This window comes from Nocardia sp. PLKS1-43 (genome assembly GCF_059510335.1).
Map to the genome: position 1 here is coordinate 23,794 of NZ_JCAJZQ010000008.1, position 25,268 is coordinate 49,061.

General features: G+C 66.7%; 25 protein-coding genes. 17 read left to right on the forward strand and 8 right to left on the reverse strand.

Features of this window, described 5'->3' with window-relative positions; all coding sequences use genetic code 11:
- Positions 1 to 2: 2 nt before the first annotated feature.
- On the reverse strand, positions 3 to 911 hold the full coding sequence (locus tag AC5WS7_RS26025) for a LysR substrate-binding domain-containing protein (protein WP_495957212.1): 909 nt from the start codon (positions 909 to 911) through the stop codon (positions 3 to 5).
- 231 nt (positions 912 to 1,142) lie between these two features.
- Between AC5WS7_RS26025 and AC5WS7_RS26030 the strand changes: the two genes are divergently transcribed.
- From AC5WS7_RS26030 to AC5WS7_RS26065, 8 genes are all read left to right on the forward strand, one after another.
- Entirely contained in the window at positions 1,143 to 1,982 is an 840-nt protein-coding gene (locus AC5WS7_RS26030; RefSeq protein WP_495957213.1) for an IclR family transcriptional regulator, read from the forward strand.
- A 56-nt stretch (positions 1,983 to 2,038) separates the two neighbouring features.
- On the forward strand, positions 2,039 to 2,842 hold the full coding sequence (locus tag AC5WS7_RS26035) for an NAD-dependent epimerase/dehydratase family protein (RefSeq protein ID WP_495957214.1): 804 nt from the start codon (positions 2,039 to 2,041) through the stop codon (positions 2,840 to 2,842).
- A 157-nt stretch (positions 2,843 to 2,999) separates the two neighbouring features.
- The gene (locus tag AC5WS7_RS26040; RefSeq protein ID WP_495957215.1) at positions 3,000 to 4,400 is read left to right on the forward strand and encodes a sugar porter family MFS transporter; all 1,401 of its coding nucleotides are present in this window, start codon (positions 3,000 to 3,002) and stop codon (positions 4,398 to 4,400) included.
- Positions 4,397 to 5,410 (forward strand): lactonase family protein, encoded by a 1,014-nt coding sequence (locus AC5WS7_RS26045; protein WP_495957216.1) that lies wholly within the window; start codon positions 4,397 to 4,399, stop codon positions 5,408 to 5,410. The genes AC5WS7_RS26040 and AC5WS7_RS26045 overlap by 4 nt, the downstream gene beginning before the upstream one ends.
- A gap of 86 nt (positions 5,411 to 5,496) precedes the next feature.
- Entirely contained in the window at positions 5,497 to 6,336 is an 840-nt protein-coding gene (locus tag AC5WS7_RS26050; RefSeq protein WP_495957217.1) for an aldose epimerase family protein, read from the forward strand.
- Between the two features lie 380 nt (positions 6,337 to 6,716).
- Positions 6,717 to 7,700, forward strand: coding sequence for an AraC family transcriptional regulator ligand-binding domain-containing protein (locus tag AC5WS7_RS26055; protein ID WP_495957218.1), 984 nt, complete (start codon positions 6,717 to 6,719; stop codon positions 7,698 to 7,700).
- A gap of 352 nt (positions 7,701 to 8,052) precedes the next feature.
- Positions 8,053 to 9,861, forward strand: coding sequence for an FUSC family protein (locus tag AC5WS7_RS26060; RefSeq protein WP_495957219.1), 1,809 nt, complete (start codon positions 8,053 to 8,055; stop codon positions 9,859 to 9,861).
- Entirely contained in the window at positions 9,858 to 10,364 is a 507-nt protein-coding gene (locus AC5WS7_RS26065; protein ID WP_495957220.1) for a MarR family winged helix-turn-helix transcriptional regulator, read from the forward strand. Before AC5WS7_RS26060 ends, AC5WS7_RS26065 begins: the two co-directional genes overlap by 4 nt.
- Positions 10,365 to 10,443: 79 nt before the next feature.
- Here AC5WS7_RS26065 and AC5WS7_RS26070 read toward each other — a convergent pair whose 3' ends face one another.
- The 3 genes from AC5WS7_RS26070 to AC5WS7_RS26080 all read right to left on the reverse strand — a co-directional run bounded on the left by AC5WS7_RS26070 (position 10,444) and on the right by AC5WS7_RS26080 (position 13,865).
- Complete coding sequence (locus AC5WS7_RS26070; protein WP_495957221.1) at positions 10,444 to 11,616, reverse strand: glycosyltransferase family 4 protein; 1,173 nt, start codon at positions 11,614 to 11,616, stop codon at positions 10,444 to 10,446.
- A 439-nt stretch (positions 11,617 to 12,055) separates the two neighbouring features.
- Positions 12,056 to 13,519, reverse strand: a complete 1,464-nt coding sequence (locus AC5WS7_RS26075) for a sodium:solute symporter family protein (protein WP_495957222.1) — start codon at positions 13,517 to 13,519, stop codon at positions 12,056 to 12,058.
- A 49-nt stretch (positions 13,520 to 13,568) separates the two neighbouring features.
- A complete protein-coding gene (locus tag AC5WS7_RS26080) occupies positions 13,569 to 13,865 on the reverse strand; it encodes a hypothetical protein (protein ID WP_495957223.1) in 297 nt (98 codons plus the stop codon).
- A gap of 438 nt (positions 13,866 to 14,303) precedes the next feature.
- On the opposite strand from AC5WS7_RS26080, the gene AC5WS7_RS26085 reads away from it, so the two are divergent.
- The 5 genes from AC5WS7_RS26085 (at position 14,304) to AC5WS7_RS26105 (ending at position 16,872) form a co-directional block, all read left to right on the forward strand.
- Positions 14,304 to 14,684: a hypothetical protein gene (locus tag AC5WS7_RS26085; RefSeq protein WP_040819135.1), complete on the forward strand. Its 381-nt coding sequence runs from the start codon at positions 14,304 to 14,306 to the stop codon at positions 14,682 to 14,684.
- 116 nt (positions 14,685 to 14,800) lie between these two features.
- Positions 14,801 to 15,475: a F0F1 ATP synthase subunit A gene (atpB, locus tag AC5WS7_RS26090; protein WP_495957458.1), complete on the forward strand. Its 675-nt coding sequence runs from the start codon at positions 14,801 to 14,803 to the stop codon at positions 15,473 to 15,475.
- Between the two features lie 45 nt (positions 15,476 to 15,520).
- Positions 15,521 to 15,778 carry a F0F1 ATP synthase subunit C gene (locus AC5WS7_RS26095; protein ID WP_040819136.1) on the forward strand — a complete coding sequence of 86 codons (258 nt, stop codon included), beginning with the start codon at positions 15,521 to 15,523 and terminating at the stop codon, positions 15,776 to 15,778.
- A gap of 24 nt (positions 15,779 to 15,802) precedes the next feature.
- Complete coding sequence (locus AC5WS7_RS26100; RefSeq protein ID WP_495957224.1) at positions 15,803 to 16,294, forward strand: F0F1 ATP synthase subunit B; 492 nt, start codon at positions 15,803 to 15,805, stop codon at positions 16,292 to 16,294.
- The gene (locus AC5WS7_RS26105; RefSeq protein WP_495957225.1) at positions 16,291 to 16,872 is read left to right on the forward strand and encodes a F0F1 ATP synthase subunit B family protein; all 582 of its coding nucleotides are present in this window, start codon (positions 16,291 to 16,293) and stop codon (positions 16,870 to 16,872) included. Before AC5WS7_RS26100 ends, AC5WS7_RS26105 begins: the two co-directional genes overlap by 4 nt.
- A gap of 285 nt (positions 16,873 to 17,157) precedes the next feature.
- Here AC5WS7_RS26105 and AC5WS7_RS26110 read toward each other — a convergent pair whose 3' ends face one another.
- Positions 17,158 to 18,300 (reverse strand): metallophosphoesterase, encoded by a 1,143-nt coding sequence (locus AC5WS7_RS26110; RefSeq protein ID WP_495957226.1) that lies wholly within the window; start codon positions 18,298 to 18,300, stop codon positions 17,158 to 17,160.
- A gap of 266 nt (positions 18,301 to 18,566) precedes the next feature.
- Between AC5WS7_RS26110 and AC5WS7_RS26115 the strand changes: the two genes are divergently transcribed.
- From AC5WS7_RS26115 to AC5WS7_RS26125, 3 genes are all read left to right on the forward strand, one after another.
- The gene (locus AC5WS7_RS26115) at positions 18,567 to 19,124 is read left to right on the forward strand and encodes a TIGR03086 family metal-binding protein (protein ID WP_495957227.1); all 558 of its coding nucleotides are present in this window, start codon (positions 18,567 to 18,569) and stop codon (positions 19,122 to 19,124) included.
- A gap of 108 nt (positions 19,125 to 19,232) precedes the next feature.
- Positions 19,233 to 20,738 (forward strand): alpha/beta fold hydrolase, encoded by a 1,506-nt coding sequence (locus AC5WS7_RS26120; RefSeq protein WP_495957228.1) that lies wholly within the window; start codon positions 19,233 to 19,235, stop codon positions 20,736 to 20,738.
- Between the two features lie 328 nt (positions 20,739 to 21,066).
- Positions 21,067 to 21,585 carry a DUF8017 domain-containing protein gene (locus tag AC5WS7_RS26125; RefSeq protein WP_495957229.1) on the forward strand — a complete coding sequence of 173 codons (519 nt, stop codon included), beginning with the start codon at positions 21,067 to 21,069 and terminating at the stop codon, positions 21,583 to 21,585.
- A 6-nt stretch (positions 21,586 to 21,591) separates the two neighbouring features.
- On the opposite strand, the gene AC5WS7_RS26130 is transcribed toward AC5WS7_RS26125, so the two are convergent.
- From AC5WS7_RS26130 to AC5WS7_RS26140, 3 genes are all read right to left on the reverse strand, one after another.
- Entirely contained in the window at positions 21,592 to 22,575 is a 984-nt protein-coding gene (locus tag AC5WS7_RS26130; RefSeq protein WP_495957459.1) for an alpha/beta hydrolase, read from the reverse strand.
- 261 nt (positions 22,576 to 22,836) lie between these two features.
- Positions 22,837 to 23,139 carry a WXG100 family type VII secretion target gene (locus tag AC5WS7_RS26135; RefSeq protein WP_495957230.1) on the reverse strand — a complete coding sequence of 101 codons (303 nt, stop codon included), beginning with the start codon at positions 23,137 to 23,139 and terminating at the stop codon, positions 22,837 to 22,839.
- A gap of 59 nt (positions 23,140 to 23,198) precedes the next feature.
- Complete coding sequence (locus tag AC5WS7_RS26140; protein WP_495957231.1) at positions 23,199 to 23,522, reverse strand: WXG100 family type VII secretion target; 324 nt, start codon at positions 23,520 to 23,522, stop codon at positions 23,199 to 23,201.
- A gap of 656 nt (positions 23,523 to 24,178) precedes the next feature.
- On the opposite strand from AC5WS7_RS26140, the gene AC5WS7_RS26145 reads away from it, so the two are divergent.
- Entirely contained in the window at positions 24,179 to 25,252 is a 1,074-nt protein-coding gene (locus AC5WS7_RS26145) for a glycosyltransferase (protein WP_495957232.1), read from the forward strand.
- Positions 25,253 to 25,268: the final 16 nt, after the last annotated feature.

Genomic DNA, 25,268 nt, shown 5'->3' on the forward strand with positions numbered 1-25,268 from the left:
ACTCAGGAGTCCGGCCAGGACTCCAACAGGTCGATGACCCGGCGCAGGGCAGGATTGGCGGGGCGCCGCCGCCACACCGCGTACAGTTCGGCGGGTTCACGCACGCCCGACAGCGGGCGGTAGCGCACCCCGTCGGGATGCAGGTGGCTGGCGGTCTCGGGGACCAGGGCCAGCCCGCGCCCGGCGGCCACCAGCGCGAGCATGGTGTGCACCTGGGTGAGCCGGTCGGCGGGGTCGTAGGAGATCCCGGCCAAGGTCCTGGTCATGAGTTCGGCGAAGTAGCGGGCCGGGCCCGGTGCGTACACCAGCAGCCGTTCGCCCTCCAATTCGGCCAGCGCCATCGGGGTTTCGGCGTCGAGGCGGTGCCCGGCGGGCACGGCCAGCACCAGTGGTTCGCGATGCACCAGCCGGGCGTCGAACTCGGCGCGGTCGAAGGGCGGTCGGGCGAAGGCGAGATCCAGTTTGCCGCTGGACAATTCCTCGAACTGTACGGCGCTGACCTGTTCGGCGAGTACGAGTTCGATCTCCGGCATCGACCGGGAGATCTGGTTGAGGAACCGGCCCAGGAAACCGAAGCCCGCGGTAGCGGTGAAACCGATTCGCACGGTTCCGGTCCGGCCCGCCGCGACCAGCCGCGCGGTACTCGGCGCGGCCTCGGCCAGGGCGAGCAACCGGCGCGCCTCGGCGAGGAAAACCTCACCGGCGGGGGTCAATTCGACCTGCCGCTGGGTCCGGTCCAGGAGCAGCACGCCGATATCGCGTTCGAGCTTCTGGATCTGGCGGCTCAGCGGGGGCTGGGTCATCTGTAGTCGATCCGCGGCGCGGCGGAAGTTGCCCTCCTCCGCGACGACGACGAAGCCGCGCACCTGCTCCAGGGACAACATGGCGGACAACTTGCCGTCGCCGGTCATGGGTGCTCCTCGGTGGTGCTGGCGGGGTCTGTGGACATCGGTTTCCTTTGCAGGCTAGGACGAGCCGGTGATACCCGTCCAACATCGTTTCGGCATCACGATATGCCCAAGAGGTATCACTCACGATTCATATATCTGAATACTTTCCGGAAGCCGGAGGTATTCGAGATTGAGAATGTGGAGGCCTCTCACTAGCCTTCCGAGACACGGGTCACCCAGCGAAGGAGTGCCATGCAGCGCCGCATCGGCAATGAGCGTCGTGCCGATACCGATACCGATACCGCCGCCCGGACCGGCGTCGCGGCCGAATCCGCGGCCGGGGTGAAATCCGCCCGCCGCGCGATCACCCTGCTGGAGGTGTTCGCCGCCCAGCAGTCCTGGTTGTCCCTGGCGCAGTTGCACACCGCCACCGGATTTCCCCGCTCGAGCCTGCACGGCCTGCTGCGCACCCTGCGGGACGCGGGCTGGATCGAGACCGACGAGACCGGCACTCGTTTCCGCCTGGGGGTGCGGGCATTGATGTGCGGCACCGCGTACCTCGACCGCGATCCGGCGATGCCGTTCGCCACCGAAACCCTCGAGCGGCTGCGCGAGCAGACCGGATTCACCACGCACTACGCCCGCCTGGCCGGTGCCGAGGTGGTGTATCTGGAAACCCGCGAATCGCGCACCTCGGGACATCTCATCTCCCGGGTCGGCCGAGCGCTGCCCGCCCACGCCACCGCCCTGGGCAAGGCCCTGCTGGCCGAACTCGCCGACGCCGAACTGGGCGAACTACTGCCCGCCCGGTTGCGTCCGCTGACCGACCACACGATCACCGACCGCGACGTCCTGCACGCCGAACTGGGCGTGGTGCGCGAACGCGGTTACGCCACCGAACGGCAGGAGGGGACCGCGGGGGTGGCCTGCGCCGCCGCCGCGGTGCCCTACCGGATCCCGGCCACCGACGCGCTGAGCTGTTCGATGCCGATGGGCGAGGTGACCGAGGGGGAGCAGCACCGCATCGGCGAGGTGCTGCGCGAGGCCGCGGCCGAATTGGCCATGCGCCTGCGTCGCGCCGGAATTCGTTGAGCCGCCGCGGCTTTCGCGGCACAGCACGCCAGGTATCACAGCGAGGAGTTACACCCATGCCGGATCAGCGCATCCTCATCACCGGCGCGGCGGGCATCGTCGGGACGCTGCTGCGTCCCCGGCTCGCCCGTCCCGGCCGCATTCTGCGGCTGCTGGACATCGCGCCGCTCGAACCCGCAGCGCCCGATGAACCGGTCGAGACCATCACCGGATCGGTCACCGACGCCGAGGTTCTGGCGCGCGCCTGCGCGGGGGTGGACGCGGTGATCCATCTGGGCGGAATCAGCCGCGAGGACACCTGGGAGCGCATTCTCGAGGTCAATATCGACGGCACGCACACTGTGCTCGAGGCCGCCCGGGCGGCCGGGGTGCCGCGGGTGATCCTGGCGTCGAGTAACCACGCGGTCGGCTTCCGCCGGATCGGCGAGGCCGGCCCCGCCGGGCTGCCCGCCGACAGCAGCCCCCGTCCGGACACCTATTACGGCGTGAGCAAGGCGGCCGTCGAGGCGCTCGGCAGCCTCTACCATTCGCGGTTCGGGATGGACGTGAGCTGCCTGCGCATCGGCAGCTGTTTCGAGCGTCCCGGCGACGTTCGCCAACTCTCGATCTGGTTGTCCCCGCAGGACTGCGCGCGGCTGCTCGAGGCCTGCCTGAGCACGCCCGAACCGGGATTCCGCGTGCTGTGGGGCATCTCCGCGAACACTCGCGCGGTGGTGTCGCAGAGTGCCGGGGAACAGATCGGCTATCACTCCCTGGATGACGCCGAGGTCTTCGCCGATCAGGTACCGCCGGGCGAGTTGCCCGGCTACCTGGGCGGCGGATTCTGCGATATTCCGCTGGGGCAGCACAACCCGTTGTGACGCCGGATCTCCGGCCCGCCCGGGTGCTGTGTGTGCGCGGCCGTTCACATATGTGACGGCATTACGCGATACCGAATGAGCATCGTCATGTGTATTGCGTCCACCTATCGAGCATGTGACCCTGAGCACACTCGTTTGGTAGTGAAGGAAGCAGCACATGCAGTACTCGGCAACGGCGCCGGACCAGCGGCGCCGGATCAGCATCTCCTACCTGTATTTCTTCGGTGCGCTCGGCGGCATCCTGTTCGGATACGACCTCGGTGTGATCTCCGGTGTCCTGTTGTTCATCAACCCGCTGTGGCATCTGGGTTCGTTCGCGCAGGGCGTCGTCGGCGGCTCGGTGGCCTTCGGAGCGATCTTCGGCGCCCTGTTCGCCGGCCGGATCACCGACCGGTGGGGCCGGCGGCCCGCCATCGTGGTCGCCTCGGTCGTCTTCGTCATCGGCGTGCTGGGCTGCACCTTCGCACCCGGATTCGGAGTGCTGGTGGTGGGGCGGTTCATCACCGGCGTCGCGGTGGGCTGCTCCTCGGCGACCGTGCCCACCTACCTGTCCGAACTCGCGCCGACCCGGGTGCGCGGCAGGTTGTCGACGCTGAATCAGCTGATGATCGTATCCGGCATCCTGATCGCGTACATCATCGACTGGGCCCTGTCGAACGCCGGCTCGGCCAACTGGCGAATCATGTTCGCCATCGCGGCGGTCCCGGCCGTGGTCCTGTTCGTGGGCTTGATGTTCATGCCGGAGACCCCGCGCTGGCTGGTCAAGGCCGGACGCGAGGCCGAAGCGCGCGAGGTGCTCGCCCAGACCCACCGCAACGACGACATCGATGCCGAGCTGGGCAGTATCCGCGAGGTCATCCGAATCGATTCCGAACAGCGCGGCACGCTGCGCGATCTGATCACTCCCTGGGCGCGCCCGGCGTTGGTCGTCGCGTTGATTCTCGCTGTGGGACAACAGTTCGCCGGCACGAACGCGGTGAACCTGTACGCGCCCACCATGTTCAAGCAGCTGGGCCTGGCCACCTCGGGTTCGCTGCTGGCTTCGATCATCATGGGCGCGGTCAAGCTGGTGTTCACCGGCTGGGTGTTCCTGGTCGTGGACCGCTGGGGTCGCAAGCCGCTGCTGCTGATCGGCAACGTGCTGATGGCGTTGTCACTGGTCCTGTTGGGCGCCTGCGTACTCGGCCTGGACAAGGGCACCGGCACCGGCGTGATCGCCCTGCTGCTGCTGTGCCTGTACTGGGTCGGCTACGAACTGGGGTGGGGTGCGGTCGTCTGGGTGATGATGGCCGAGATCTTCCCGCTGCGGGTGCGCGGTATCGGCATGGGCGTGGGCAGCACGGTGCTGTGGGCGGCCACGTTCGCCATCACCTTCCTGTTCCCGGTGATGAGCGATCATCTCGGCCTGGCCGTCTCGTCCTTCATCTTCGCCGGTGTCAGCGTCGTGCTGTACGTCCTGGTGACGAAGTTCGTGCCGGAAACAAAGGGCCGCAGCCTGGAACAGATCGAACTGGACCTGCGCGCACGCGTCGGCGGTGTCGCGCGGGAGGCCGCGTGAGCGGCCCGACGATCGTCTATGTGTCCAATGCGGGCAGCGCCGAGATCTCGGTGCTGCGGCTGGAGGACGACGGCGCGCTGAAGCCGGTGCAGACGGTGTTCACCGGCGGGACGGTGATGCCGTTGACGACCGGGCCGGGGCATCGGTACCTGTACGCCTCGCTGCGGTCCGAGCCGTATTCGGTGGTGTGCTACGAGATCGCCGCGGGCACCGGCGAACTCACCGAACAGGCGCGAATTCCGTTGCCGGACAACATGGCCTATCTGTCCGTCGATCAGTCCGGTCGTTACCTGTTCGCGGCATCCTATTCCGGCAGCGTCGTCTCGGTGAATCCGATCGGGCCGGACGGGGTCGTGGCGGCCGAGCCGAGTGCGGTTCTCGGCACGCCGCCGCACGCGCATTCGTTCGTGGCCGATCCGTCGAGCCGGTACCTGTTCGCGGCCGCACTCGGCGGCGATGTCCTTCTGCAATATCTGTTCGACCACGTCACCGGGGTGCCCATCCGCAATGCGCCGCCGCAAGTCCCGACCCTGCCGGGGGCCGGGCCGCGACATCTCGTATTCCACCCGGACGGCCGGTGGGTCTACGTGGTGAACGAGCTCGACGGGACGGTCGGCAGCTATGAATTCGACACCGGCACCGGATGTCTCGGGCCGATCGAAACCTATTCGGTGATGCCCGAGGGGTACGGCGAACCGTGGGCCGCGGAGCTGCGGCTCACCCCGGACGGGCGTCGTCTGTACGTGTCCGAGCGACGTTCCAGCACACTCGCCGGGTTCCGGGTGGACGCCGGCACCGGTGTGCTGGAACCGCTGGGGCACACCATGACCGAGGCCTGCCCGCGCGGATTCGACATCGATCCGAGTGGGCGGTACCTGCTCGCCGCAGGTCAGGATTCGGATGCGCTGACGGTTCATCGCATCGATCCGGATACCGGCGCGCTGAGTAGCCGCGGCCGTCAGGAGTTGGGGCGCGACCCGAACTGGGTGGAGATCGTCGAACTCCGCTGAGCTCGCCGTGTCGGCGGGCTGTGCAATGCTGATGAGGGGCACAGCCCGCCGGGTCCGGCGCGGCGGCCGGACGACGGGAGGCGAGGGTGGCCGAGGAGACCCCGGTGGCGGACGAACTGCGAATGAGCGCGGGCGAGGCGCTGATGACGGTGAACCCGGCGACGGGCCGGGTGGCCCGGTTCAGCGTGGGCGCGCACGATCTGCTGCGAGGCGGTCCGCGATTCGGTTGCTTCCCGATGGCGCCGTGGTGCGGCCGGATGCGAGAAGGCGTCCTCGAATGGGCGGGGCAGCGGTATCGGCTGCCCCGCAATGCGGAGCCGCACGCCATCCACGGCACCGTGCGGGACCATCCGTGGGAGGTGGTCCAGCATTCGGAAAGCAAACTCGTTCTCGCGCAGGATCTTCGCGAGCCCTGGCCGTTCGCCGGCCGGGTGACCCAGTCCTTCGAGTTGGGCCCGGACACCGCGACCTTCGCGATGACGGTCGAGGCGACCGCGGCCCCCTTTCCCGCACAGGCCGGCTGGCATCCGTGGTTCGAGCGTCGCCTGAGCGCCGACAGCGCGCCCGTCGATATCGGCTTCACCCCGGCCTGGCAGGAGGAGCGGGGTGCGGACCATCTCCCGGACGGGAACCGCGTCGCGCCGAAACCCGGCCCGTGGGACGACTGCTTCGGCATGCCCGACGGGGTATCGGTCACGCTGACCTGGCCCGGCGCGCTGGAGTTGACCGTGCGCAGCCCGCTGCGATGGGTGGTCGTCTACGACGAACCGGACGACAGCGTCTGCGTCGAACCGCAGTCCGGGCCGCCGAACGGCCTGAACACCGATCCGTCGATCGTCGAGCCCGATATGCCGCTGGCCGCCGAGATGTCCTGGGCCTGGCAGGTTCCGACCGAGGGGGATTCGGCCGGCGAACGGGTCACGTGACGGATCGAAGGATCGGTGCGTCCCGGAGAGATCAGTGCACCCGCGACGAGTCGGGTACCAGATGTCCCACCGAGATCAGAGTCCGTACCGCGGCCCGGCGACGGGGGCATTCGTCGGTGCGGCAATTCAGATGCATCTGCATGATGGTGTGCGCCCGCTCGGCGGTTAGCCCGATGGGTTCGACCCAGCACGTACTGAACCTGTCCACGATCCCCTACCCTTCCTCATAGACGTCGGGTATGACGCCGCCCTGAAATGAGACTAGAAGCTGTTTTCAGGGGGAAGAATGTGACGAGGGGACTGATTGTTGGTAATTTCGGACCGTGGTTCCCATTGGAAGTCCGTTCGGCGCGCTCCCTCGCAGTAGCGCCAGTGTGCGAATGATGATCGCGGTTGGGCATGCGCACGGACTGGATGATTCAACGCTATTACGTGGCACAGGAATTACCGAGCAGAATCTGGCTGACGAGTTTGCCCAATTCTGGGCCGATCAGGAATACGACGTCGCACGTAACCTGCTCGGTGCTTTGGGAGACGAGCCCGGCCTCGGTGTGGAGACCGCTCGGCACGCGACACTCGGCAAGGCCGGTCTGGCGGGCCTGGCGGCATTGGCCAGCGCGACCACCGGCGCGGTGCTCAACGTCGCGGTCCGCTATCAAGACCTGGTTCCGGTCGCCGCGCGGTACTCGCTCGAGGAGGTCGGCGAGGAGGTCCTGATCATCGTCGACGGGCAGGCCATTCCGGAGGATGTGCGGGCCTACTTCGTCGAGCGCGACGTGATGCTGATCTTCGTCGCGGGGGAGGTTCTGGGCGTCGACATCCCGGTGCGTGAGATCAGCCTGCGCGATCCAGCTGACCGGGTCGCGAAATTGACATCGGTGGCGCCGTTCGATCGCTGTCCGGTGCTGTCCGGGCAGGTCCGCAACAGTATCGCCATCCCGCGCGGGTTTCTGCGGCAGCCCATGCCGCAGGCCGATCCGCACACCGCGGCGATGGTGGAACGGCAACTCGGAGAGGCTCTGCGTCAGCTGGTCGGGACCGGTCGCGGACTGACCGCCGCGGTATGTGATCGGCTGCTGCGCGATTCGGGCGTGGTGCCCACGATGGCCGAGGTCGCCGGGGAGTTGCACATCACGGTGCGCACGCTGCGCCGGCAGCTCGCCGCGGAAGGGGCCACGTTCCGCGGTCTGCTCAACAATGTGCGGGAGAGCCGGGCCGCGGAGTTGTTGCGTGGCGGGTCGACCGTCGAGGAGGTCGCCCGGCTGCTCGGCTACGCCGAGACCGCCAACTTCACCCACGCTTTCACTCGCTGGCGGGGTATGTCGCCGCGGGCGTTCCGGCAGTCTCTCACGCGTCGCGGATAACGCGATTGTTCATCCCCGCGTCGCGGTAATCCGGCCGATCCGATCGGCCGGAAAGTGAGGCCGGGATTGGTCAGAAATCCCCCTGGTTCACAATTCGCTACGCTGTTTTGGTAACGATGTTACAACGCCGAACAATCGGCCATCGGAATGGTTGAATTACGAGTTATTTCACGGCACTCGCCATTCCTCGCGCTCCGGCCGGGAATCTCGCCGAGCGGCTTGCCGTCGCAGCCGTTTCACGGCTCGACTCCGATTTCGGAGACTGTAGCGTCCCGAGGTCTCGCTGGGGACACGAAGGGTGAGACACCGCACAGGGGTATTTTCCGGGTAAAATATCTGCTAAGCTTCTCGCATGTTCCCGCCGCCTCACATGCATCTGCGCCCGGTCGATCGCTCGGCCCGGTCGTTGTGGCGCGCATGGCAGGTGCTGTCGTTGCACGGGGTGTTCCGGATGCGCCCGGCCGCGGATACCTGGCGGCGGTCCGCGGTCAGCGGGCTGATCGCGCTCGGCGTTCCCGAGGTGGTGCTGCTGGCCACCGGACATCTGCCGCTGGCGTTCTACACATGTGCCGGCGGGCTCTGCGCGCTGTACGGACACGGCCTTCCCTACGCCGCGCGGGCTCGCGCCCTCGGATGGGTGATCTCCGGGATGGTCGCGGGCGTGGGCGTCGCGCTGACCACTGCGGCGCTGACCGACTCCGCGGTGGTCCGGGTGCTGGTTCTGGCGCTGCTCGCGGGCCTGTGCAAGCTGATCTGCGATGCCTCCCGGATAGGCCCGCCCGGCAATGTCATCTTCACCTTCATCGTCTCCGCCGCGGGATTCCTGCCGGTGCGGCCGGCCGAGGTGCCGGCGCATCTGGAACTCGTACTGTGCGGCGGCGTTCTGGCGTGGGTGGTCTGCATGGCCCCCGCGCTGATCGGCCCGCACGCCCCGGAGCGGTTCGCCGTCGCCCGGGCGCTGACGGCCACCGCGCGCCTGGTGCGGGTGCCGGTCGGCGATCCGGCCGCGGCCCGCGCCCGGTACGACGCCGCGGCGGCGAGTCATGCCGCCTGGCATACCGTCAGATTGGTTCCCTGCGATACGCCGCAGCGGGTCGCCGAGATCACCGCGCTGATCCGCCTCCTGGTTCGCGCCGAATCCCTGGCCGCCGCGGCACAGCCCGAGCCGTCGACACCGGATCGGTCCGGATCGCCCGCCGCCGCACCTTCCGGGCGGGTATGGCGGGCCGGCTCCGACCAGGCCGCTCCGCTCGATCGATCCGCCGAGGCCGACCGGCTCGTGGACTGGGCCCGCCAACTTCGCAGGCGCGCTTCCGGGCGGACCTCAGCGAGGCCCGAGGTCGACTGCCTGGTCGCCGAACAGGACGAGATTCGCGGCATCGCGATACAGCGCGAGGCCGAGCGTGCGCCGAGCGGAATACGCAGGGTGCTGAGCGCTTTCCGGCCGACCTCGCCGGGCTTCCCACTCGCGGTGCGTGTTTCGGCGGGAGCGGCCGCGGCGGGGCTGCTGTCGGTCGCGCTCGGTGTGGATCGCCCGTACTGGGCGGTCATGACGGCCGCGGTGCTGATCGTCGCCAATACCGTGCTGTCCTGGCATCGCACGGTGCAGCGACTGCTGGGCAATCTGGTCGGGGTCGGGCTGTTCACCGCCCTGATCCCGCTGACCGCACAGCCGGTGGCGCTGGTCGCTGTGGCGCTGGTCTGTCAGCTCGTGGTCGAGGCGACGGTCTCCCGGAACTATTGGGTAGCATCGGTATTCGTGACGCCGATGGCGTTGGTGATGGTCGAGTTCGCCGGCCCCCAGCCCGCCGGGCGGTTGGCGCTGGACCGTTGGCTCGACACCTGTGTGGGCGCGGCCGTGGCGGTGGTCATCTGCTTCCTCGTGCCCAACCGGCGCGCCTTCGATCGGGTGGCGTTGGCGCTGCGTGAACTCGATGCCGTGCTCGCCCGTGCCCGCGAGGCGCTGAGTTCCGGGCGCGTGGATCACGATGTGCGGCGTCGGCTCGCGGCCGCGCTGGTGGAGGTGCGCGAGTCCACCGATATCGCGGCGGGGGAGTGGTGGAGCACCGAGGTGCCCGAGGAGCGGATCGTCGCCACCGAACGTTCGGGTCATCAAGTGCTGGCCCAGCTTCCGGTCCGCCTGCCGGTGCTCGTCCGATGAGCGAGGATGCGGTGGCGGGCGTGCTGCGCCAGTGGGAGGTCGTCTATCCGGAGCTGAACTTCGGCCCGATCGCGGTGCTCGGTCGCCTCAATCGCTGTGCGGCACTTCTGCAACGGGTTGCCGACGCTCCACTGGGCTCGGCCGAGTTGAGCCGCCCCGAATTCGACATCCTGACAGCGCTGCGCCGCATCGATGGCGAGGTGACACCGGGCCGCTTGGCCCGCGAGACCTTCGCCTCACCGGCAGCGGTCACCAAGCGGGTGCGCGGCCTCGAGACGCGGGGCCTGGTCGACCGGCGCATCGATCAGCGCGATCGTCGCGTGGCCCACCTCACGCTCACCGACACCGGCCGGGAACTGATCGATCAGCTTCTCCCGCAACAGCTTTCCTACGAGCAGACACTGCTGTCCCGGCTACCCGAAAGCGAACAGGGCGAACTCGCGCGCATCCTCGGCGACCTGCTGGTTCTGCTCGAGGGTCAGCTCGGCAGTGTGGACTACTGAGCCGACCAGCCCGTGACCAGCCTCCGCTGGGCACGGGCGCCTGATTATCGATTGATGGATCTGGGGATACCGGTCGTGATCAGTGATTCGCGGCGAAGGACATGGCCTGGTCCAGCTGCGGGATATCCGCCGGAACCTGCGCTGCGGTAAGGGCTTCCCGTGCCGCGTAGTAGGCGGCCTCGTATCCGGCGCCGAGTCCGTCCACCGAGAACCGCTCGATCACGTGACGTCGGCAGGCGACCGGATCGATGCGACCCACCTCGGCGATGGCGGCGGGCAGCTCCGACGGGTCGTCGCAGATGATGCCGGTGACCCCGTCCTCGACGACCTCCTCGACCGCACCGCCGCGCAACGCCACGACCGGGGTGCCGCAGGCCATCGCCTCGATCATCACGATTCCGAACGGCTCCTCCCAACGGATCGGGAACAGCAGGCAGCGCGCCGAGGACAGCAGCAGCCGCTTGGCCACCGCATCGGCCTCACCGAATACGCAGTCGCGGTCGGTCAGCAGCGGGCGCACCGCGGAATTGAAATACTCCCGTTCGGGCGGTTCGTTCATCTTCGCCGCGAGTACCAGGGGAATATCGGCCGCGTGCGCGGCCCGCAGAGCCAGGTCGGGGCCCTTGTAGGAGGCGTATCGGCCCAGGAACAGGGCGAAATTCTGCTTTTCCAGCTGCAACGGCCATTCGCTGGGCCGCACCGCGTTGTGCACCCGGCTCAGCCAATTCAACCCGGGCGCGAGGGACCGCTGCCGATCGCTGATCGCGATCAACTCCGCCGAGGTGCCCAGCGCACGGTAGTAATCCTGTGGCTCACCGTCCACCGGGCCGTGTACCGTCACCACGGTGGGGATGCCCAGGGACGAATACATCGGCGCGTTCAACGGTCCCGCGAAGGTGTGATCGTGCACGATATCAATGCGTTCGCTACGCGCCAATTCCGTGACGATGCGCCGCACCTTCAGCGCGTGCAGTACCTCGGGAAAGGGATCGCCGAGACGTTCGGCGAGAATGTCGTCCCAGACCTTGACGAACCGCGCGTTGGTTCCCGATCGGCCCGCTCCGAGCAGCGTGACGCGGTGTCCTCGGTCGGTCAATGCGTCCGTGAGCTGCGCGACTACCGCTTCGACGCCGCCGTAACCCGACGGTGGAACTTCGAAATACGGTGGTGCGACCATGACGATATTGAGCGGCGCGACGGACCTTCGGAATCCCACAATGCGTGAATCGGCATCGGACGGGATGGAACTCATGGTACTGCCTCCTCAACGTGTGAAGCTGCGACCAATCGGAACATCAGGTGGATATCGCGCTCACCTGGTGCTGGAGCTCTCGCTCCGCTATCGGGTGCGACCGCATTTCACCGGGCGCGACCCCAGGGTGAGACATACCCAGCATTCAGCCAGCTAATCATATGTCCGAAAATCTTACGGAAGTGCCCGAATTGCGCCGGTAGAATATGGCTCTTGCTCGCCGCTGGTAGATAAAGTGCGCATACTTAGACCCTCTTGTCCGTATATCGCATGACCAGTTCCGAAGGTTGAGCAAAGGCTTTCCTACTTCGGTCGCCCGACCGGAAAGCGGGACGCCGAACCCGAGCTGACGCAGTTACGAGACACGAGCTGGCACTACAGCCGTTTCACATCCGGTCACCCAATATCTTCGCATCCTTCGGTAAAGGGACGCAAGGGATCATCGTGCGGACCGGCGCGAAGGCGCCGCCGAGACGACGGCCGCGACCACGACATTGGCGGCCAAGGAGAACAGCCCGCCATTGATTCCGCACAGCGGATCCCGCCCAGCGGCGTGCAGAGCGAGCACGATGACGGTGCCGACCACCAGTCCCGCGGCGGCCCCCGCGGCGGTCAACCGTCGCCAGTAGAGGCCGAACAGCACCGACGGAAGCAACTGCGCGATGCCCTCGTAGGACAGCACCGACAGATTCACCAGCAGCTTCGGGTATCGCAGCGCACCGCCGAGGGCGATGGCCCCGGCGATCAGGCAGATCAGCCGCGACCATTCGCGTTGCCGATCGCCGGATCGCCCCGGACCGGCGCCCGCACTCCGCGCGGCGCCCGCCAGGCCGCCACCGAGAATCGTTCTGCCCCACAGTGTTCCGATCGACACCAGGAATACGCTCATCGGCACGATGGCCGACAGCGCGCCCGCGATGCCGATGAGCGCCACCACCGCGGGCGGCAGCGAATCGGTGACCAGGGTGAACAGCGCGAGATCCGGATCGGCCAGCTTGGGTGCGACGAACAGCGCGGCCGCGCCGATGAACATCGGAATCACCAGGAGCAGTTGGTACCAGGGCAGCAGGATCGAATTGCGGCGCAGCGCGGTGGGACCGCTCGCCGACAGATACCCCGCGACGGTGGTGGGGAAGATGCAGATGGTCACGAAGTTCAACACGATCGTCGATACGAACCAGGCCGTGCCGAAGGTCCCGCCTCCGGCGCCCGGGAATGTGAGCCACTGTGGACGTTCGGTGACCAGCCGGTCCAGCAGGTGCCCGGGGCCGTGGAAGTAGTGCCACGGCACGTAGATCGCCAGGAACACCACCGACAGCACGGCGAGTGCGTCCTTGAGCACGCTGACCCAGGCCGATCCGCGCAGTCCCGAGGCCAGGATGAACGCTTCGGCCACCACGAACGACACGACGGCGGCGACCTTCAGATCGATGGCTCCGTAGGACATCGCGTGCACCACCACGCCCATCCCCTGAATCTGCAGTTGCACATAGGGAATCAGGAAGATCGTGCAGATCACCGCGACGACGAGGCCCAGAACCCGTGACCCGAACCGGAATTCGGCGATGTCGGCGATCGACATCAGCCCGTGCCGGGCGCAGTAGGTCCACAGCAGCGGCGCGACGAAGTAGGCGGCGACCAGTCCGGTACTCAGATATGCGATCAGATAGAAGATCGGCACGCCGTATCGATAGGACCAGCCCGCCGCGCCCAGAAACGAGAAGCTCGTATAGGACTCGCCGGCCATCAGCAGCAGAACGAACAGCGTGCCGAGTCCGCGCCCGGAGACCGACCACTCCGACATCGAACGTTCCCGCCCGCGCCCGGACAGCACCCCGATCGCGACGGCGACGACCATGGCGACGGCGAACAGGGAGACGGCCACCGCCGCGCGGGCGCTCACCGCCGCACCTCGCCGAGGCCCGGCTCCCGCATACGGCTCACCAACTCACTCACCCCTTCCCCGCCGGGTGCTCGGGGCGGGGTTGGTCGTCGACGGGCACATATTCCGGTGCGCCCGTGCGGTATGCCGGATCGAACCGGGCCACCAGGCCGACCACCGGGCCGGTCAGCACCGTCACGACGAGGAGGTAGACGACGAGGAACGGGATTCCGGCGACCCGTGGCTCGATACGGTCGGCCACGAAGGGGGCGAGGCAGTACAGCACGCCCGGCAGCGCGAGCAGCCACAGGACCCTGCCGCGCCGACGCAGCGGAATCGGTTCGGGCGCGGTCGTGGGTTCGGGCATGGTGTCGCCTCTCGGTACGGTCCGGCGATCGTCTCACCCACCTTGACCGATGCCGGGCGCACGCGCCACCGGGCCCGCACCTGTGCGGCGCGGGTCGATGTTGCCGCCGAATCCGCCTCCGGGCACTCCGGTGCGGCCTCGAACCTCATGTTTGTATTGCGACATTCCGGTGAAAATCCCTCCCTCATAATGGCGTGGCGCCGGTTTTGCCGGACCGACGCCGGATAGTGTTGTGTCCTCATCGATTTGCCGGATATGGGCGGTTTGTCCCGATAGCTGGAGGATCGCTGAAGAGTCGTTCCGACACGATTCCGAGGCATATCAAGATCATCTGTGTGAAGATCAAAATTGTTGCTACGCAACGTCGTTGAGTATGTGTAAGCTGACGGACAATCATGACCCACTACGAGGTGGGACGACCGGCGAGGCGGTGTCACAGTGAATGTCGACAGACTCCGGATACGCCGCGCGGCCTATGTTGCGACCGCGTTCGGCGTGCTGGCTCTGGTGGTAGCGGGTCCGCTTGACCGGTTGTTGCTGGGCACCTTCATCTGCATCGGGCTCGGGTTGGGCTGGCTGAACGCTCAGCTCACCTGGAAGTTCATCACCCATCAGATTCGCTCGGAGACGCCCAGCAAGCAGGGGTTGCTGCTATCATCCGCGGTCCGGCTGTTCGGGCTGACGGCACTGTCGATCCTGGTGGCCTACCTCGCCCGGCCGAACGGCATCGGAGTCTTCTTCGGGCTGGCCCTCTTCCAGGTCATCTTGGTTCTTCACACTGTCCTGCCCGAGTGGAAAGCGATGCGCCAGCTGTCATGACGATCCACGCCTCGTTGACCGGTATCCCGAGTTCGATCGCCCGGTCAGAACTCCCGCTTGCCGATTCCGGCGCCAAGATCAAAGTCGGCGAACACGCCGTCGCGCATTTCTGGGGCATGGACTTCAACGTCGACACCATCGTCTCGACGTCGGTCGCCGCGCTCATCGTGATCGCGCTGGCCATCTTCCTGCGGGTCAAGCTGACTTCCGGCGTACCCAACGGAGTCCAGCTGTTCTTCGAGACCATCACCGTGCAGATGCGCGATCAGGTGGAATCGGCCATCGGCCTGCGGGTCGCGCCGTTCGTCCTGCCGCTGGCGGTCACGCTGTTCACCTTCATCCTGCTGTCCAACTGGCTCTCGGTGCTGCCGGTCCAGTACGGCGAGGGTGAACTGGTGTCGCCGCCCGCCTCGGACGTCAACTTCGTCTATGCCCTGGCGTTGTTCGTCTTCGTCTTCTACCAGGGCGCGGGCATCAAGCGGCGTGGCCCGGGCGGCCACATCAAGGCGCTGCTGAAGGGCCACACCGGATGGGGCCCGATGGTACTGATCAACATCATCGAGGAGATCGCCAAACCGCTGTCGCTGTCCCTGCGACTCTTCGGCAACATGTTCGCCGGCGGTGTGATGATCGCGGTGATCACGCTGTTCCCGGTGTGGATCAGCTGGGGCCCGAACGCAATCTGGAAAATGTTCGATCTGTTCGTCGGAGCGATTCAGGCGTTCATTTTCTCGCTGCTGACCGTACTCTACTTCAGCCAGTCGATGGCGTTGGAGCATGAAGACCACTGATCGGCGCCGCCGGTCGGAGTAACTGTTCGAGAACAGGAAGTGAAAATGGCAGATCCAGCAACCGCTCAGATCGTCCAGGGTGCCCTCATCGGTGGCGGCATCATCATGGCCGGTGGCGCCATCGGCGCCGGTATCGGTGACGGCCTGGCGGGTTCGGCGCTGATCAACGGTGTGACCCGGCAGCCCGAGGCCGAGGGCCGGTTGCGCGGTAACTTCTTCCTGACCGTTGGTCTGGTCGAGGCCGCGTACTTCATCAACCTCGCCTTCATGGCGCTGTTCGTATTCGCCACTCCCGGTAAGTAATACGTGATGTCTCCGCGAACCGATGTGGAGGCCGCAGGGAACTTCCTCATTCCCAACGGCACCTTCTTCGCCGAGCTGCTGATCTTCCTGATCGTGCTCGGAGTCATCTGGTTCTTCGTCGTTCCGCCGATCCGCAAGGTCCTGACGGAGCGCGAGGAGCGGGTCGATCAGACCTCGGCGAACAACAAAGAGGCCAAGGAAACGTTCGCCGAGGCACAGGCCAGATATGAGTCCGCGCTGGAAAAGGCACGCGCCGAGGCCGCCGACATCCGCAACGAGGCACGGGCCGAAGGACGGGCCATCCTCGAACAGCTGCGCGGCGAAGCGCAGCAGGAGGCGGACAACATCGTCGCGGAGTCCGCGGCGCAACTGCGGGCCGAGGCCGACCAGGTCGCCGCGGAGCTGCGTGAGGCGGTCGAGCCGCTGTCGCAGACCCTGGCCGAACGCGTGGTCGGTCGCGACGAAGGGCACGCCGGCACCAGCTCCGGCCAGCGAAGGGGACGGGCTACTTCATGATCAATACGAGCGGTGTGCTCGCTGAGGGCCCCTATCACATCTCGTTCGACTGGCCTGTCTTCTTCAGTCAGCTGTTCGGCTTCGTGGTGATCGTCTTCGTCTTCGTGAGGTGGATCCTGCCGCCGTTGCGACGGATGATGGCCAAGAGCCAGGACGCCATCGCGCGCCAGCTCGAGGAGAGCAACAAGGCGGCGGCCCGGCTCGAGGAGGCCAAGCGGTCCTACGACAACGCGCTCGCCGAGGCGCAGGTCGAACTCGAGCGGATGCGCAGCGATGCCCGTGCCGACGCCGACCACATCATCGCGCAGATGCGTGAGGCGGCGACGGCGGAAGTCGAGCGGGTGCGCAAACAGGGGCGCGATCAGGTCGCCCAGTTGCATCGTCAGCTCGTGCGCGATCTGCAGGCCGAACTCGTCACCAACATGCTCGACCGCACCGAGGAGCGGGTGCGTGAGCAGGTGGCAACTCTGCAGGCCAAGGCCGACAGCGTGGAGAACTTCCTGGAGGATCTCGAGGTGATGGCCAACGCGCACGCCTCACCGGCGGTCAAGCGCCGCGCCCAGTCTCGCTGGAACTGATACATGGCGATCGGTCGCCACATAGCGACGGATTCGCAGTGGGGCGGCCTGATTCGCGACCGAGTCTGCTCCGGTACAACAGAATCTCGCTAGCGCACGGCGGGCCCGGAACTCCGGGCCCGCCGTGCTGTGCTCCGCCGCCTCTCCGCGACTCAGCGTGTCGTCGGGGGGGGATTTCCGGCTCGCGCCGGCGGTCGGGTGGTTGGTCACCGTGTGGGTGTTCCCGGGGGATTACCCATGTGCTTACCAGACCAGTTGTCCCACAAGGATATTGATCCTTGACGCTCAGTGGGCGAGTCGGGTGGGTTCGGGACGTAAGGTCAGGACGGTGATCTCGCTGGGGGCGAACAGGCGCAGCTGCGGGCCCCAGAATCCGGTGCCACGGCTGGTGTAGAGGCGGGTGTGCTCGCCGTGCAGGCTCAAACCCGCGACCACCGGCTGTTCGAGTCGGACCAGATAGTGGAACGGCCAGATCTGGCCGCCGTGTGTATGTCCGGAGATCTGCAGGGCGACACCGGCTTTCACTGCATCGGCCACCTGCCTGGGCTGATGGGCGAGCAGGACGACCGGCAGCCGCGGATCGGCGCCGGCGAGGGCGGCGGGCAGGTCCGGCCCGTGTCCGGTCAGGCCCGAACCGGTCGGATCGTCGATACCGGCCATGACCAGGCTGTCGCCGCCCAGGGTGATGATCTCGTGCTGATTGCGCAGTGGCTGCCAGCCGAGCGAGGTCATATGTTCGAGCCAACCCGGTGCGTCACCGAAGTACTCGTGATTGCCGGTGATGTAGAACCGGCCCAGCCGCGCATCGACCTTGCCCAGCGTGTCCACCTGCGGATGCCGTTTGGCCACCGAGCCGTCCGCGAGATCACCGGCGTGACAGACGATATCGGGCTGCAGCGCGTTGACGATCTCCACGACCCGCTCCGACCAGCGCAGCCGGTTCAGCGCCGCGTAATGGGTGTCGGTGAGCACCACCAACCGCAGTCCGTCCAGATCCGGTCCGAGTCCGCGGATCGGCACGTCGACCTCGCGGACCCGCGGCACTCGCCGGGCCTCGCGAATACCCCACGCCACCAGCACCGCCGATACCGCGAGCACGCCCACCGCGACGATTCGCGAACGCGCCGGATCGTGCACCCCGCCCAGGGCGAGCGCCAACCCGGCGATATTCCCGATCGCCGACCAGGTGAAGAAAACCCACATCACTCCGAGCAGAGTGTCGCCGACGATCGATCCGCTGTCGGACTCCGCGGGCCCGTGCCCGAAGTACATCCCCGCGGGCAGTGCGACATAACCGAGCAGGAAGACCGCCGTGCCGATCCAGAAGAGGGCCCCGGTCGTGACCGCTCCGACCACCGTCCACCACGGCAGTGCGAAAAGTATTGCGGGAATCGCCAGAAACAGGATCAGGCGCGGAATGTATTTCACCAGGTCGTCCTCGTCCGTGTGAGCGCAGGGCACCACACCCGGCCCAACCGACCATACCCGGCAACAACGCCCTCTTCCCGGGTGGAGATCCAGGTATCCGCACCGTATCCGTGTGGCTCGGCAGATCGAGCCGCCGACTCGAGCGCTGCACACCGAGCCGTTCCGCAGCGGCGTTCGGCGCGTGCGCCGCGGCTACCTCGGGCGGGACCCGGTGCGCGAGGTGAAAAGCGGTTTCCCGATGGCGGGAGCGGTCATAGGGTCGCGGTATGACATCGGATCCAGTTGCCGACCTCGAACGGGCCTTCGAGGCGGTGGGTGAGTTGATCGCACGAATCGAGCCGGAGCAGTGGAGTGCGCCGACGCCCTGTACCGAATGGACGGTGCGTGATGTGGTGGGCCACCTGGTCGGGTTGAATCTTGTGTTCGCGGCCCTGGTGCAGGGTGGTCCGATGCCGGACAGCCGGGACGATCATCTGGGTGCGGATCCGCTCGGCGCCTACCGCGCCTCCGCCGCGGCGGTGACCGAGGCCTTCGCTGCCCCCGGCGTGCTGGACAAGACGTTCTCCGGCCCGCTGGGCGATGCCACCGGCGCCGGCCGGTTGCGTATCCGGATGGCGGATCTGCTCACCCACGGCTGGGATCTGGCCCGTGCCACCGGAATTCGAGCGGATCTGCCCGACGATCTGGTCGAGGAGTCGCTCGCGTACATCAGGCGACAGATGGCCGAGCATTCCCGCGCCGGGCGTTTCGATGACGAACAGCCCGTCGTCGAAGACGCTCCCGCCCTCGACAAACTCGCCGCGTTCACCGGCCGCGTCGTCTGAAATTCCCGGTATTGGCGGTGGCCCGGGCGCGTCCTGTCGCATGCTGGACGAAGAACCTGTACCTGTAGATGAGGTTCGCTCTGGGGTGGCTTTCTGCGAGGAGTACCGATGCCGACACGGCGGTTTCGCTGGCTCGTTTCGATGATGGGGATTGTCCTCATGGGCGGACTCGTCGCGGGCCCTGCCCACGCGCAGGGGCCGCTCGACCGGTTCTACCAGCAGCGACTGGATTGGCAGCCCTGTCACGACGGTGACCTCGACGCCGCCGGTGCGGTGTGCGCGCAGGTTCTGGTCCCGCTGGATTACAGCCGCCCCGACGGGCGGACACTGCACATCGCGATCTCCCGGATCGCGGCGACCGATCCGGGACGCCGGCGCGGGGTGCTGCTGTCGAATCCCGGCGGGCCCGGCGGCCCGGGTCTGCGCACGATGACGAGTGTGCAGAAGGCGATGAGCGCGGATGTGCGGGCACAATACGACCTGATCGGGATGGACCCGCGCGGTATCGGCCGCTCGGATCCGGTGCACTGCGCGATTCCGCTGCCGACCATGATGTTCTCGGCCGGATTCGACGTGTTCGGCTATGCCCGCGACACCGCGCTGGCCGGCGCGCTGGCCGCGTCCTGTCTGGCCGGGGACACCGACAAACTTCGCAACATCACCACGCGCAACACCGCCCGCGATATGGATGTCATCCGGGGTGCGCTCGGCGTGGACAAGATCAGCTATTACGGCGCCTCCTACGGCACCTATCTGGGTGCGGTGTATACCCAGATGTTCCCGGCGGCGAGCGACCGGATCGTATTGGACAGCGCCGTGGATCCCGATCGCTACTGGGTCGGACTGTTCCAGGACATGGGCCCGATCAACGAGTACGCGCTGGACGACTGGGCAGCGTGGGCCGCCCGGCACGACGACCAGTACCACCTCGGCGCGACGCCACAGCAGGTGCGCGCATTCGTGCAGGACATGATCCGCCGTGCGGCGAAACATCCGGTGGTCAGCATCGGCTCCGGATATCTGGTGGACGAGCACACCGTGCCGATGATGCTGCTCGCCATGCTGACCAACCCCAAGATGAACGCGAACCTGGCCGACGTAGTGCGGATGCTGTCCGACGGCGTCGACGGGAAACCGCTGGACGTGGCGAAACTCAAGGCCAAGATCAGCGCCGCGACCCCGCTGGAGGCATCCGGCATGGCCGCGGTGATGTGCGACGATCGGGCCGCGCCCCGGAACCCGGCCTGGTACTACCGCAATATCGAGGCCGCTCGGGCAACCCAGCCGGTATTCGGCGCGTTCGCCAACAACATCACCGCCTGCGCCTATTGGCCCGGCCCACTGGAAGCCCCGACCCGGGTGCGCAACGCGGTGCCCGCGCTGATTCTGGGCGTGGTCCACGACACCCGCACCGCCTACTCGGAAGGCCTTGCACTGCATCGTGATCTGTCGGCCTCGCGCCTGGTCACCCTGGCCGACACCAGAATTCACGGTTCCTTCCGGGCCGGTCTGAGCCCCTGCCTGAACGACCGTGTCAACAGCTACTTCGCCACCGGGGCCCTCCCTGCTGGCGACGTCACTTGCGAACCCGATCCGGAGTATTTTCCGAAGTAGGCGCGGCGGGCTATGACGGGGCTGCCGGACCACGAACCCGTGCCGTGGTCGCGGACAGTTCAGCGTCGCGCTGCCGGGGTCGGGATTCGAGGGCCGGCTGCCACAGCATCAATGCGCTCGAGCATCGAGGTCCGAAGTTCGAAGTCCGGTTCATCCGGTGTGATCCAAGGGCTCGCCGTGACCGCCGAGCCCGCGGTGCTGCCGGGTAGATGAGGTCGCGGGCGTGCGTGGGACCGTACTGGTGGCGGAGCTTGCGATGCGTCGCCGTGATTTGGGCGTGCGGGCATCATGGGTGCGAGGCTGTCGCGCGGACTAGGAACGAAATGGCGTGAGAGAGAAGAACGATCGCCGGTGGGAGGGGGCGAGTGAGGACTTCGACTCGGCTGAGCCGGTGCACGGGGCAACGGTGGGCGGGCGTACCGGGATCAGGCGGCACGCGGCCGGAAAGCCGGGCTCGCTGGTCCGCCCGGAGGATCGGCGCGAGCCCGGCGGGCAGGATGGCTTCGGTGACGAAGGTTCGAATCCCGCTGTGGCGCAGCAAGTTACGAGCTTCGACTATGGCGGCTCGCCCGGTCACGGGCGTCGGCGGGCGGCCGGATCCGGCTCGTTCGGGCCCGGCGAGGCGATGCCCGCGGGGGCAGACGGGCAGTACGTGGAGACGTCGGGGAATTGGACGCCCGGCCGAGCAGGTTGCAGCACAACGTCGTTCACGGTCCACACCTTCGCCTTCCACGCCCGGTCGGGCGCGGTACTGGTGCTGGCCATTCTCGCGGACCGGGGCACGGCGGGAGAGCTGACTCCCGATCGGGCGCGCGAAATCCTCACCAGCGTGCGCGAACTGCGCTGACCGGGGTCACAAACCGAGCCCCCGGGCCAATGTCGGCCAGGACTGCTTCAGCGCGTCCTGCCAGTAGCCCCAGGAGTGCGTGCCGGTGGCGGTGTAGTCGACCGTCACCGGGATGCCCAGCTGGTTCAGGCGATTCTGCAGATTGTGTGTGCAGGCGTTGGTTCCCGCTTCGAGCAGGCCGCCCACCAGAAGCTGATTCGCCAGCGACACCGGGCCGGGATGCAACAGGAACGGGCTGTTCAGGGTGTCGTACGGGCCGGGCACACCGCTGCCGGAGGACAGGAACAGGTTGATCCCGCGCAAGCGGTCGGCATGCACGTACGGGTCGTTCGCCGCCCACAGCGGGCTCGAATCCGGACCCCACATATTGGCGGGATCACCGTCGCCCCATACCGATACGGCCGTCTTCACCACCTCACGTCCGAGCGGGTCGCTGGTCTGCGCGCACCCGCTGTAGGAGGCGACGCTGCGGTAGAGTCCGGGCTGAGCCATGGCCAGGGCCAGCACCGAGGTGCCCGCCATCGACAGACCCGCGATCGCGTGAACGCCGTCGGTGCCCAACGACGCGTCGATCAGCGGCGGCAGTTCCCGGGTGAAGAAGGTTTTCCATTTGTTGCGGCCCAGTACCGGATCGTCCTTCAGCCAATCGGTGTAGTAGCTCCACGCGCCGCCGATCGGCTCGATGACGTTGACGTTCTTCTCGGCGAGATAGGGCAGCGCGTCGGTATTGCGCTGCCAGGTCGCCGCGTCCTGCCCGCCGCCCGCGCCATTGAGCAGATACAGCACGGGCCGGGGAACCGAGGTATCGCGGGGACGCTGCACCTCGATGGTGATGTCCTGATTCATCGCCGCCGAACGCACGCGCAGGGTCAGGTGCCGGGCGTCGCGAATGTAGTACGCGCTGATCTTCGACCCGTCGGCCGCGGTGGGGGAGGCCAGCAGATGTTTGCCGCTGATGATCGGATCGGCCGATGCGACCCCCGAACCCATCGCGGTCGACAATGTGGTCAGAACAGCGGTGAGCGCGACCGCCGTGACGGTGCGGATGCTCGATCGGCGGCGCAACGTGAAACCCCTGGGTGCTCTTCGTGATTCGGGTGATGTCGTAGAAGATATCGTCCGGTGCGGGGTACGGCATTACCGAATGGTCGCCGGGCGCTCGAACAGGCGATGCCGACGGCGCCCGGAATTCTTGCGAAAACGACTGAGCCCCGGCGATATTCACCGGGGCCCAGTTGCGAGGAACTCGGATCAGAACAGGCCCGCGAGCGAGGAGTCGCGGGACTGCAGGTCGGAGTTGCCGGTGTGCACGAGCTGAGCCGCACCCTGCAGGGTGGTGTTCAGCTGCATGATGTTCTGGTTCCACTGGGACTGCAGGTGCGCGAACGCGTCGTTCGCGTCACCCTGCCAGTGGTTGGTGACGAAGTCGGTGACCTGCTTGTGGAAATCCTCCAGGTCGGACATCAGGTTGCGGGCGCGGCTGATGAACGCGTCGGCACCTGCGGCGACATCGCCGAAGTTGGCGGAAATCCGCGAGGGATCGTTGGCGGCCATGATTTGCTCCTTATGAACGTGGTGATCTTCGAAGCCCGAACGTGAAGAGCCGGGCGGGATCAGATGGCGGGCAGATCCAGGCTGGAGTTCTGCTTGGCGATCTGCTGCTGGAATTCCTCGTCCTGCTTGGAGTAGTTGTCGGCGGCTTTCATCAGGCTGTCGACGGTGTTCGACAGCTTGTTGTTCATCGCCTGCGCCTGCTCGTAGTAGCGCTCCATGAACTGATCGAAGGCGGAACGAGCCTGACCGCTCCAGCTGGCGGTGGTCTGTTCCTGATCCGCCTTGGTGGACTGGATGTGGGCGATCAGTTTCTGGTGCTGTTCCTCCATGTTCTTGGAGAACGTGTTCATCTGATCGACATTGGCTTCGAGCTTGCCAGCCACAGTGTGCTCCTCTCGGGTCAACGATCGACGACAGGTTGTCCGTCGTGATCGGTATATCTGGTTGGACGCGTGCGACGTCCGTTCGGTTCCATGCCTCAATGAAGTGCACCCCCCAGGCGATGAAGCCGATCTGGTGTGCTCACGTGACGCGAGATGCCACGATGTGGACGTCATCCCGCCCGTGCCGTCGGAGCACCCGGCTCTGGTACCAGGGGCAGTCGAGGCCGCCGAGGCCTCGAATCCGGACCCTCCTTCCCCTCGAGTCCGGCCGCGACGGCCGGAAAGTGCGAACCCCACCATGCCGAAGGGACTCGATCGCCTACAGGTATTCGGACGCAGCATGCGCTGTTTCGGTTCCATCGATCGTCGAACCAATTCTTCCGATCGAATTCCGCGCGAAGAGAATCGGCCGCCGAGACACCCCCTGCGGCAGACATCGCGCGGTGACAGCGTATGTCCTCCTTCCCCCGAGGTGCCGCTGTACCCAGCTGACGGGCATGACTGCCGCTTCACCCTACCAATCGCGAGGCACGGGGGCCACAGGTGCCGACCGGTGTCGGCCCGCTCGCCGTCAATGGGACGGCCGGCCGGCGCACCGTAGGGTAGGTTCGGCACGTCGTCACCGGAGAGTTGGTCGGGTAGCTGAAGTGTCCACGATGCGTTTCCATGTCGTCAATCTGCCGCATACGCAAACCACTCGGGCATATTCGCCGTGTGCGTACACCCAGAAGGTGCGCCGGTTCTGCGACATGATGTCCGGGCTCGGACACGAGGTGTACCTGTACGCCTCGGAGGAGAACGAGGCGGCCTGCACCGAACTGGTCACCATCGTGACCAAGGACGAACAGCGCGAATGGTTCGATCGCAACGACTTTTTCGACGGACCGATCAATATCACCTGGGGTAAGAACGACAAACACTGGGTCATCACCAACGGCCGGGCCGTCGCCGCCATCGCCGAGCGGGCGAAGCCGCGCGATTTCCTGTGCATTATCGGCGGCACCTGCCAGGAGGCGATCGGCGCCGCGCTGCCGGACCTGATGACGGTGGAATTCGGTATCGGCTACAGCGGTGTGTTCGCGAAATACCGTGTGTTCGAAAGTTATGCGTGGATGCACGCGGTGCACGGCGCGCATACGACGCTGCCCGGAATCATGAGCGATCGCGGGCGATTCTTCGATCAGGTGATCCCCAATTACTTCGACGTGCCGGACTTTCCGTTCTCCGCGGAGAAGGACGACTACTACCTGTTCATCGGCCGGCTGATCGAGGCGAAGGGCTATCGGATCGCGGTGGACACATGTCGCACCCTCGGGCGCGAACTCGTGATCGCCGGCGCGGGAACGCCACCGGACTTCGGCGAATATGTCGGCGTGGTGGACACCGCGCGGCGCGGTGAGCTGATGAGCCGTGCCCGAGCGGTTTTCGTGCCCTCGCTGTATCTGGAGCCGTTCGGCGGGGTGCACGTCGAGGCGATGCTGTGCGGAACTCCGGTCATCACCACGGACTGGGGCGCGTTCAGCGAGACCGTGCAGCAGGGCGTCACCGGATTCCGGTGCCGCTCGCTGCGCCAATTCTGCGATGCCGCGGACGCGGTCGACGACCTGGATTATCAGGCGATCCGCGATTACGCCGTCGGCCGCTTCTCCACGGATGTGGTCGCGACGCAGTACGAGGACTACTTCCGCCGTCTGGAAACCCTCTGGGGCGACGGGTTCTACGCGTTGTGACCCCAGCGCCGGGGCC

Excerpts from the sequence above, each read along its gene's own strand:
- AC5WS7_RS26025 (WP_495957212.1), bottom strand. The coding sequence starts at position 911 with ATGACCGGCGACGGCAAGTTGTCCGCCATGTTGTCCCTGGAGCAGGTG.
- AC5WS7_RS26030 (WP_495957213.1), top strand. The coding sequence starts at position 1,143 with ATGCAGCGCCGCATCGGCAATGAGCGTCGTGCCGATACCGATACCGAT.
- AC5WS7_RS26035 (WP_495957214.1), top strand. The coding sequence starts at position 2,039 with ATGCCGGATCAGCGCATCCTCATCACCGGCGCGGCGGGCATCGTCGGG.
- AC5WS7_RS26040 (WP_495957215.1), top strand. The coding sequence starts at position 3,000 with ATGCAGTACTCGGCAACGGCGCCGGACCAGCGGCGCCGGATCAGCATC.
- AC5WS7_RS26055 (WP_495957218.1), top strand. The coding sequence starts at position 6,717 with ATGATGATCGCGGTTGGGCATGCGCACGGACTGGATGATTCAACGCTA.
- AC5WS7_RS26060 (WP_495957219.1), top strand. The coding sequence starts at position 8,053 with ATGTTCCCGCCGCCTCACATGCATCTGCGCCCGGTCGATCGCTCGGCC.
- AC5WS7_RS26065 (WP_495957220.1), top strand. The coding sequence starts at position 9,858 with ATGAGCGAGGATGCGGTGGCGGGCGTGCTGCGCCAGTGGGAGGTCGTC.
- AC5WS7_RS26070 (WP_495957221.1), bottom strand. The coding sequence starts at position 11,616 with ATGAGTTCCATCCCGTCCGATGCCGATTCACGCATTGTGGGATTCCGA.
- AC5WS7_RS26080 (WP_495957223.1), bottom strand. The coding sequence starts at position 13,865 with ATGCCCGAACCCACGACCGCGCCCGAACCGATTCCGCTGCGTCGGCGC.
- atpB (WP_495957458.1), top strand. The coding sequence starts at position 14,801 with ATGGACTTCAACGTCGACACCATCGTCTCGACGTCGGTCGCCGCGCTC.
- AC5WS7_RS26095 (WP_040819136.1), top strand. The coding sequence starts at position 15,521 with ATGGCAGATCCAGCAACCGCTCAGATCGTCCAGGGTGCCCTCATCGGT.
- AC5WS7_RS26105 (WP_495957225.1), top strand. The coding sequence starts at position 16,291 with ATGATCAATACGAGCGGTGTGCTCGCTGAGGGCCCCTATCACATCTCG.
- AC5WS7_RS26115 (WP_495957227.1), top strand. The coding sequence starts at position 18,567 with ATGACATCGGATCCAGTTGCCGACCTCGAACGGGCCTTCGAGGCGGTG.
- AC5WS7_RS26120 (WP_495957228.1), top strand. The coding sequence starts at position 19,233 with ATGCCGACACGGCGGTTTCGCTGGCTCGTTTCGATGATGGGGATTGTC.
- AC5WS7_RS26130 (WP_495957459.1), bottom strand. The coding sequence starts at position 22,575 with ATGGGTTCGGGGGTCGCATCGGCCGATCCGATCATCAGCGGCAAACAT.
- AC5WS7_RS26135 (WP_495957230.1), bottom strand. The coding sequence starts at position 23,139 with ATGGCCGCCAACGATCCCTCGCGGATTTCCGCCAACTTCGGCGATGTC.
- AC5WS7_RS26145 (WP_495957232.1), top strand. The coding sequence starts at position 24,179 with ATGCGTTTCCATGTCGTCAATCTGCCGCATACGCAAACCACTCGGGCA.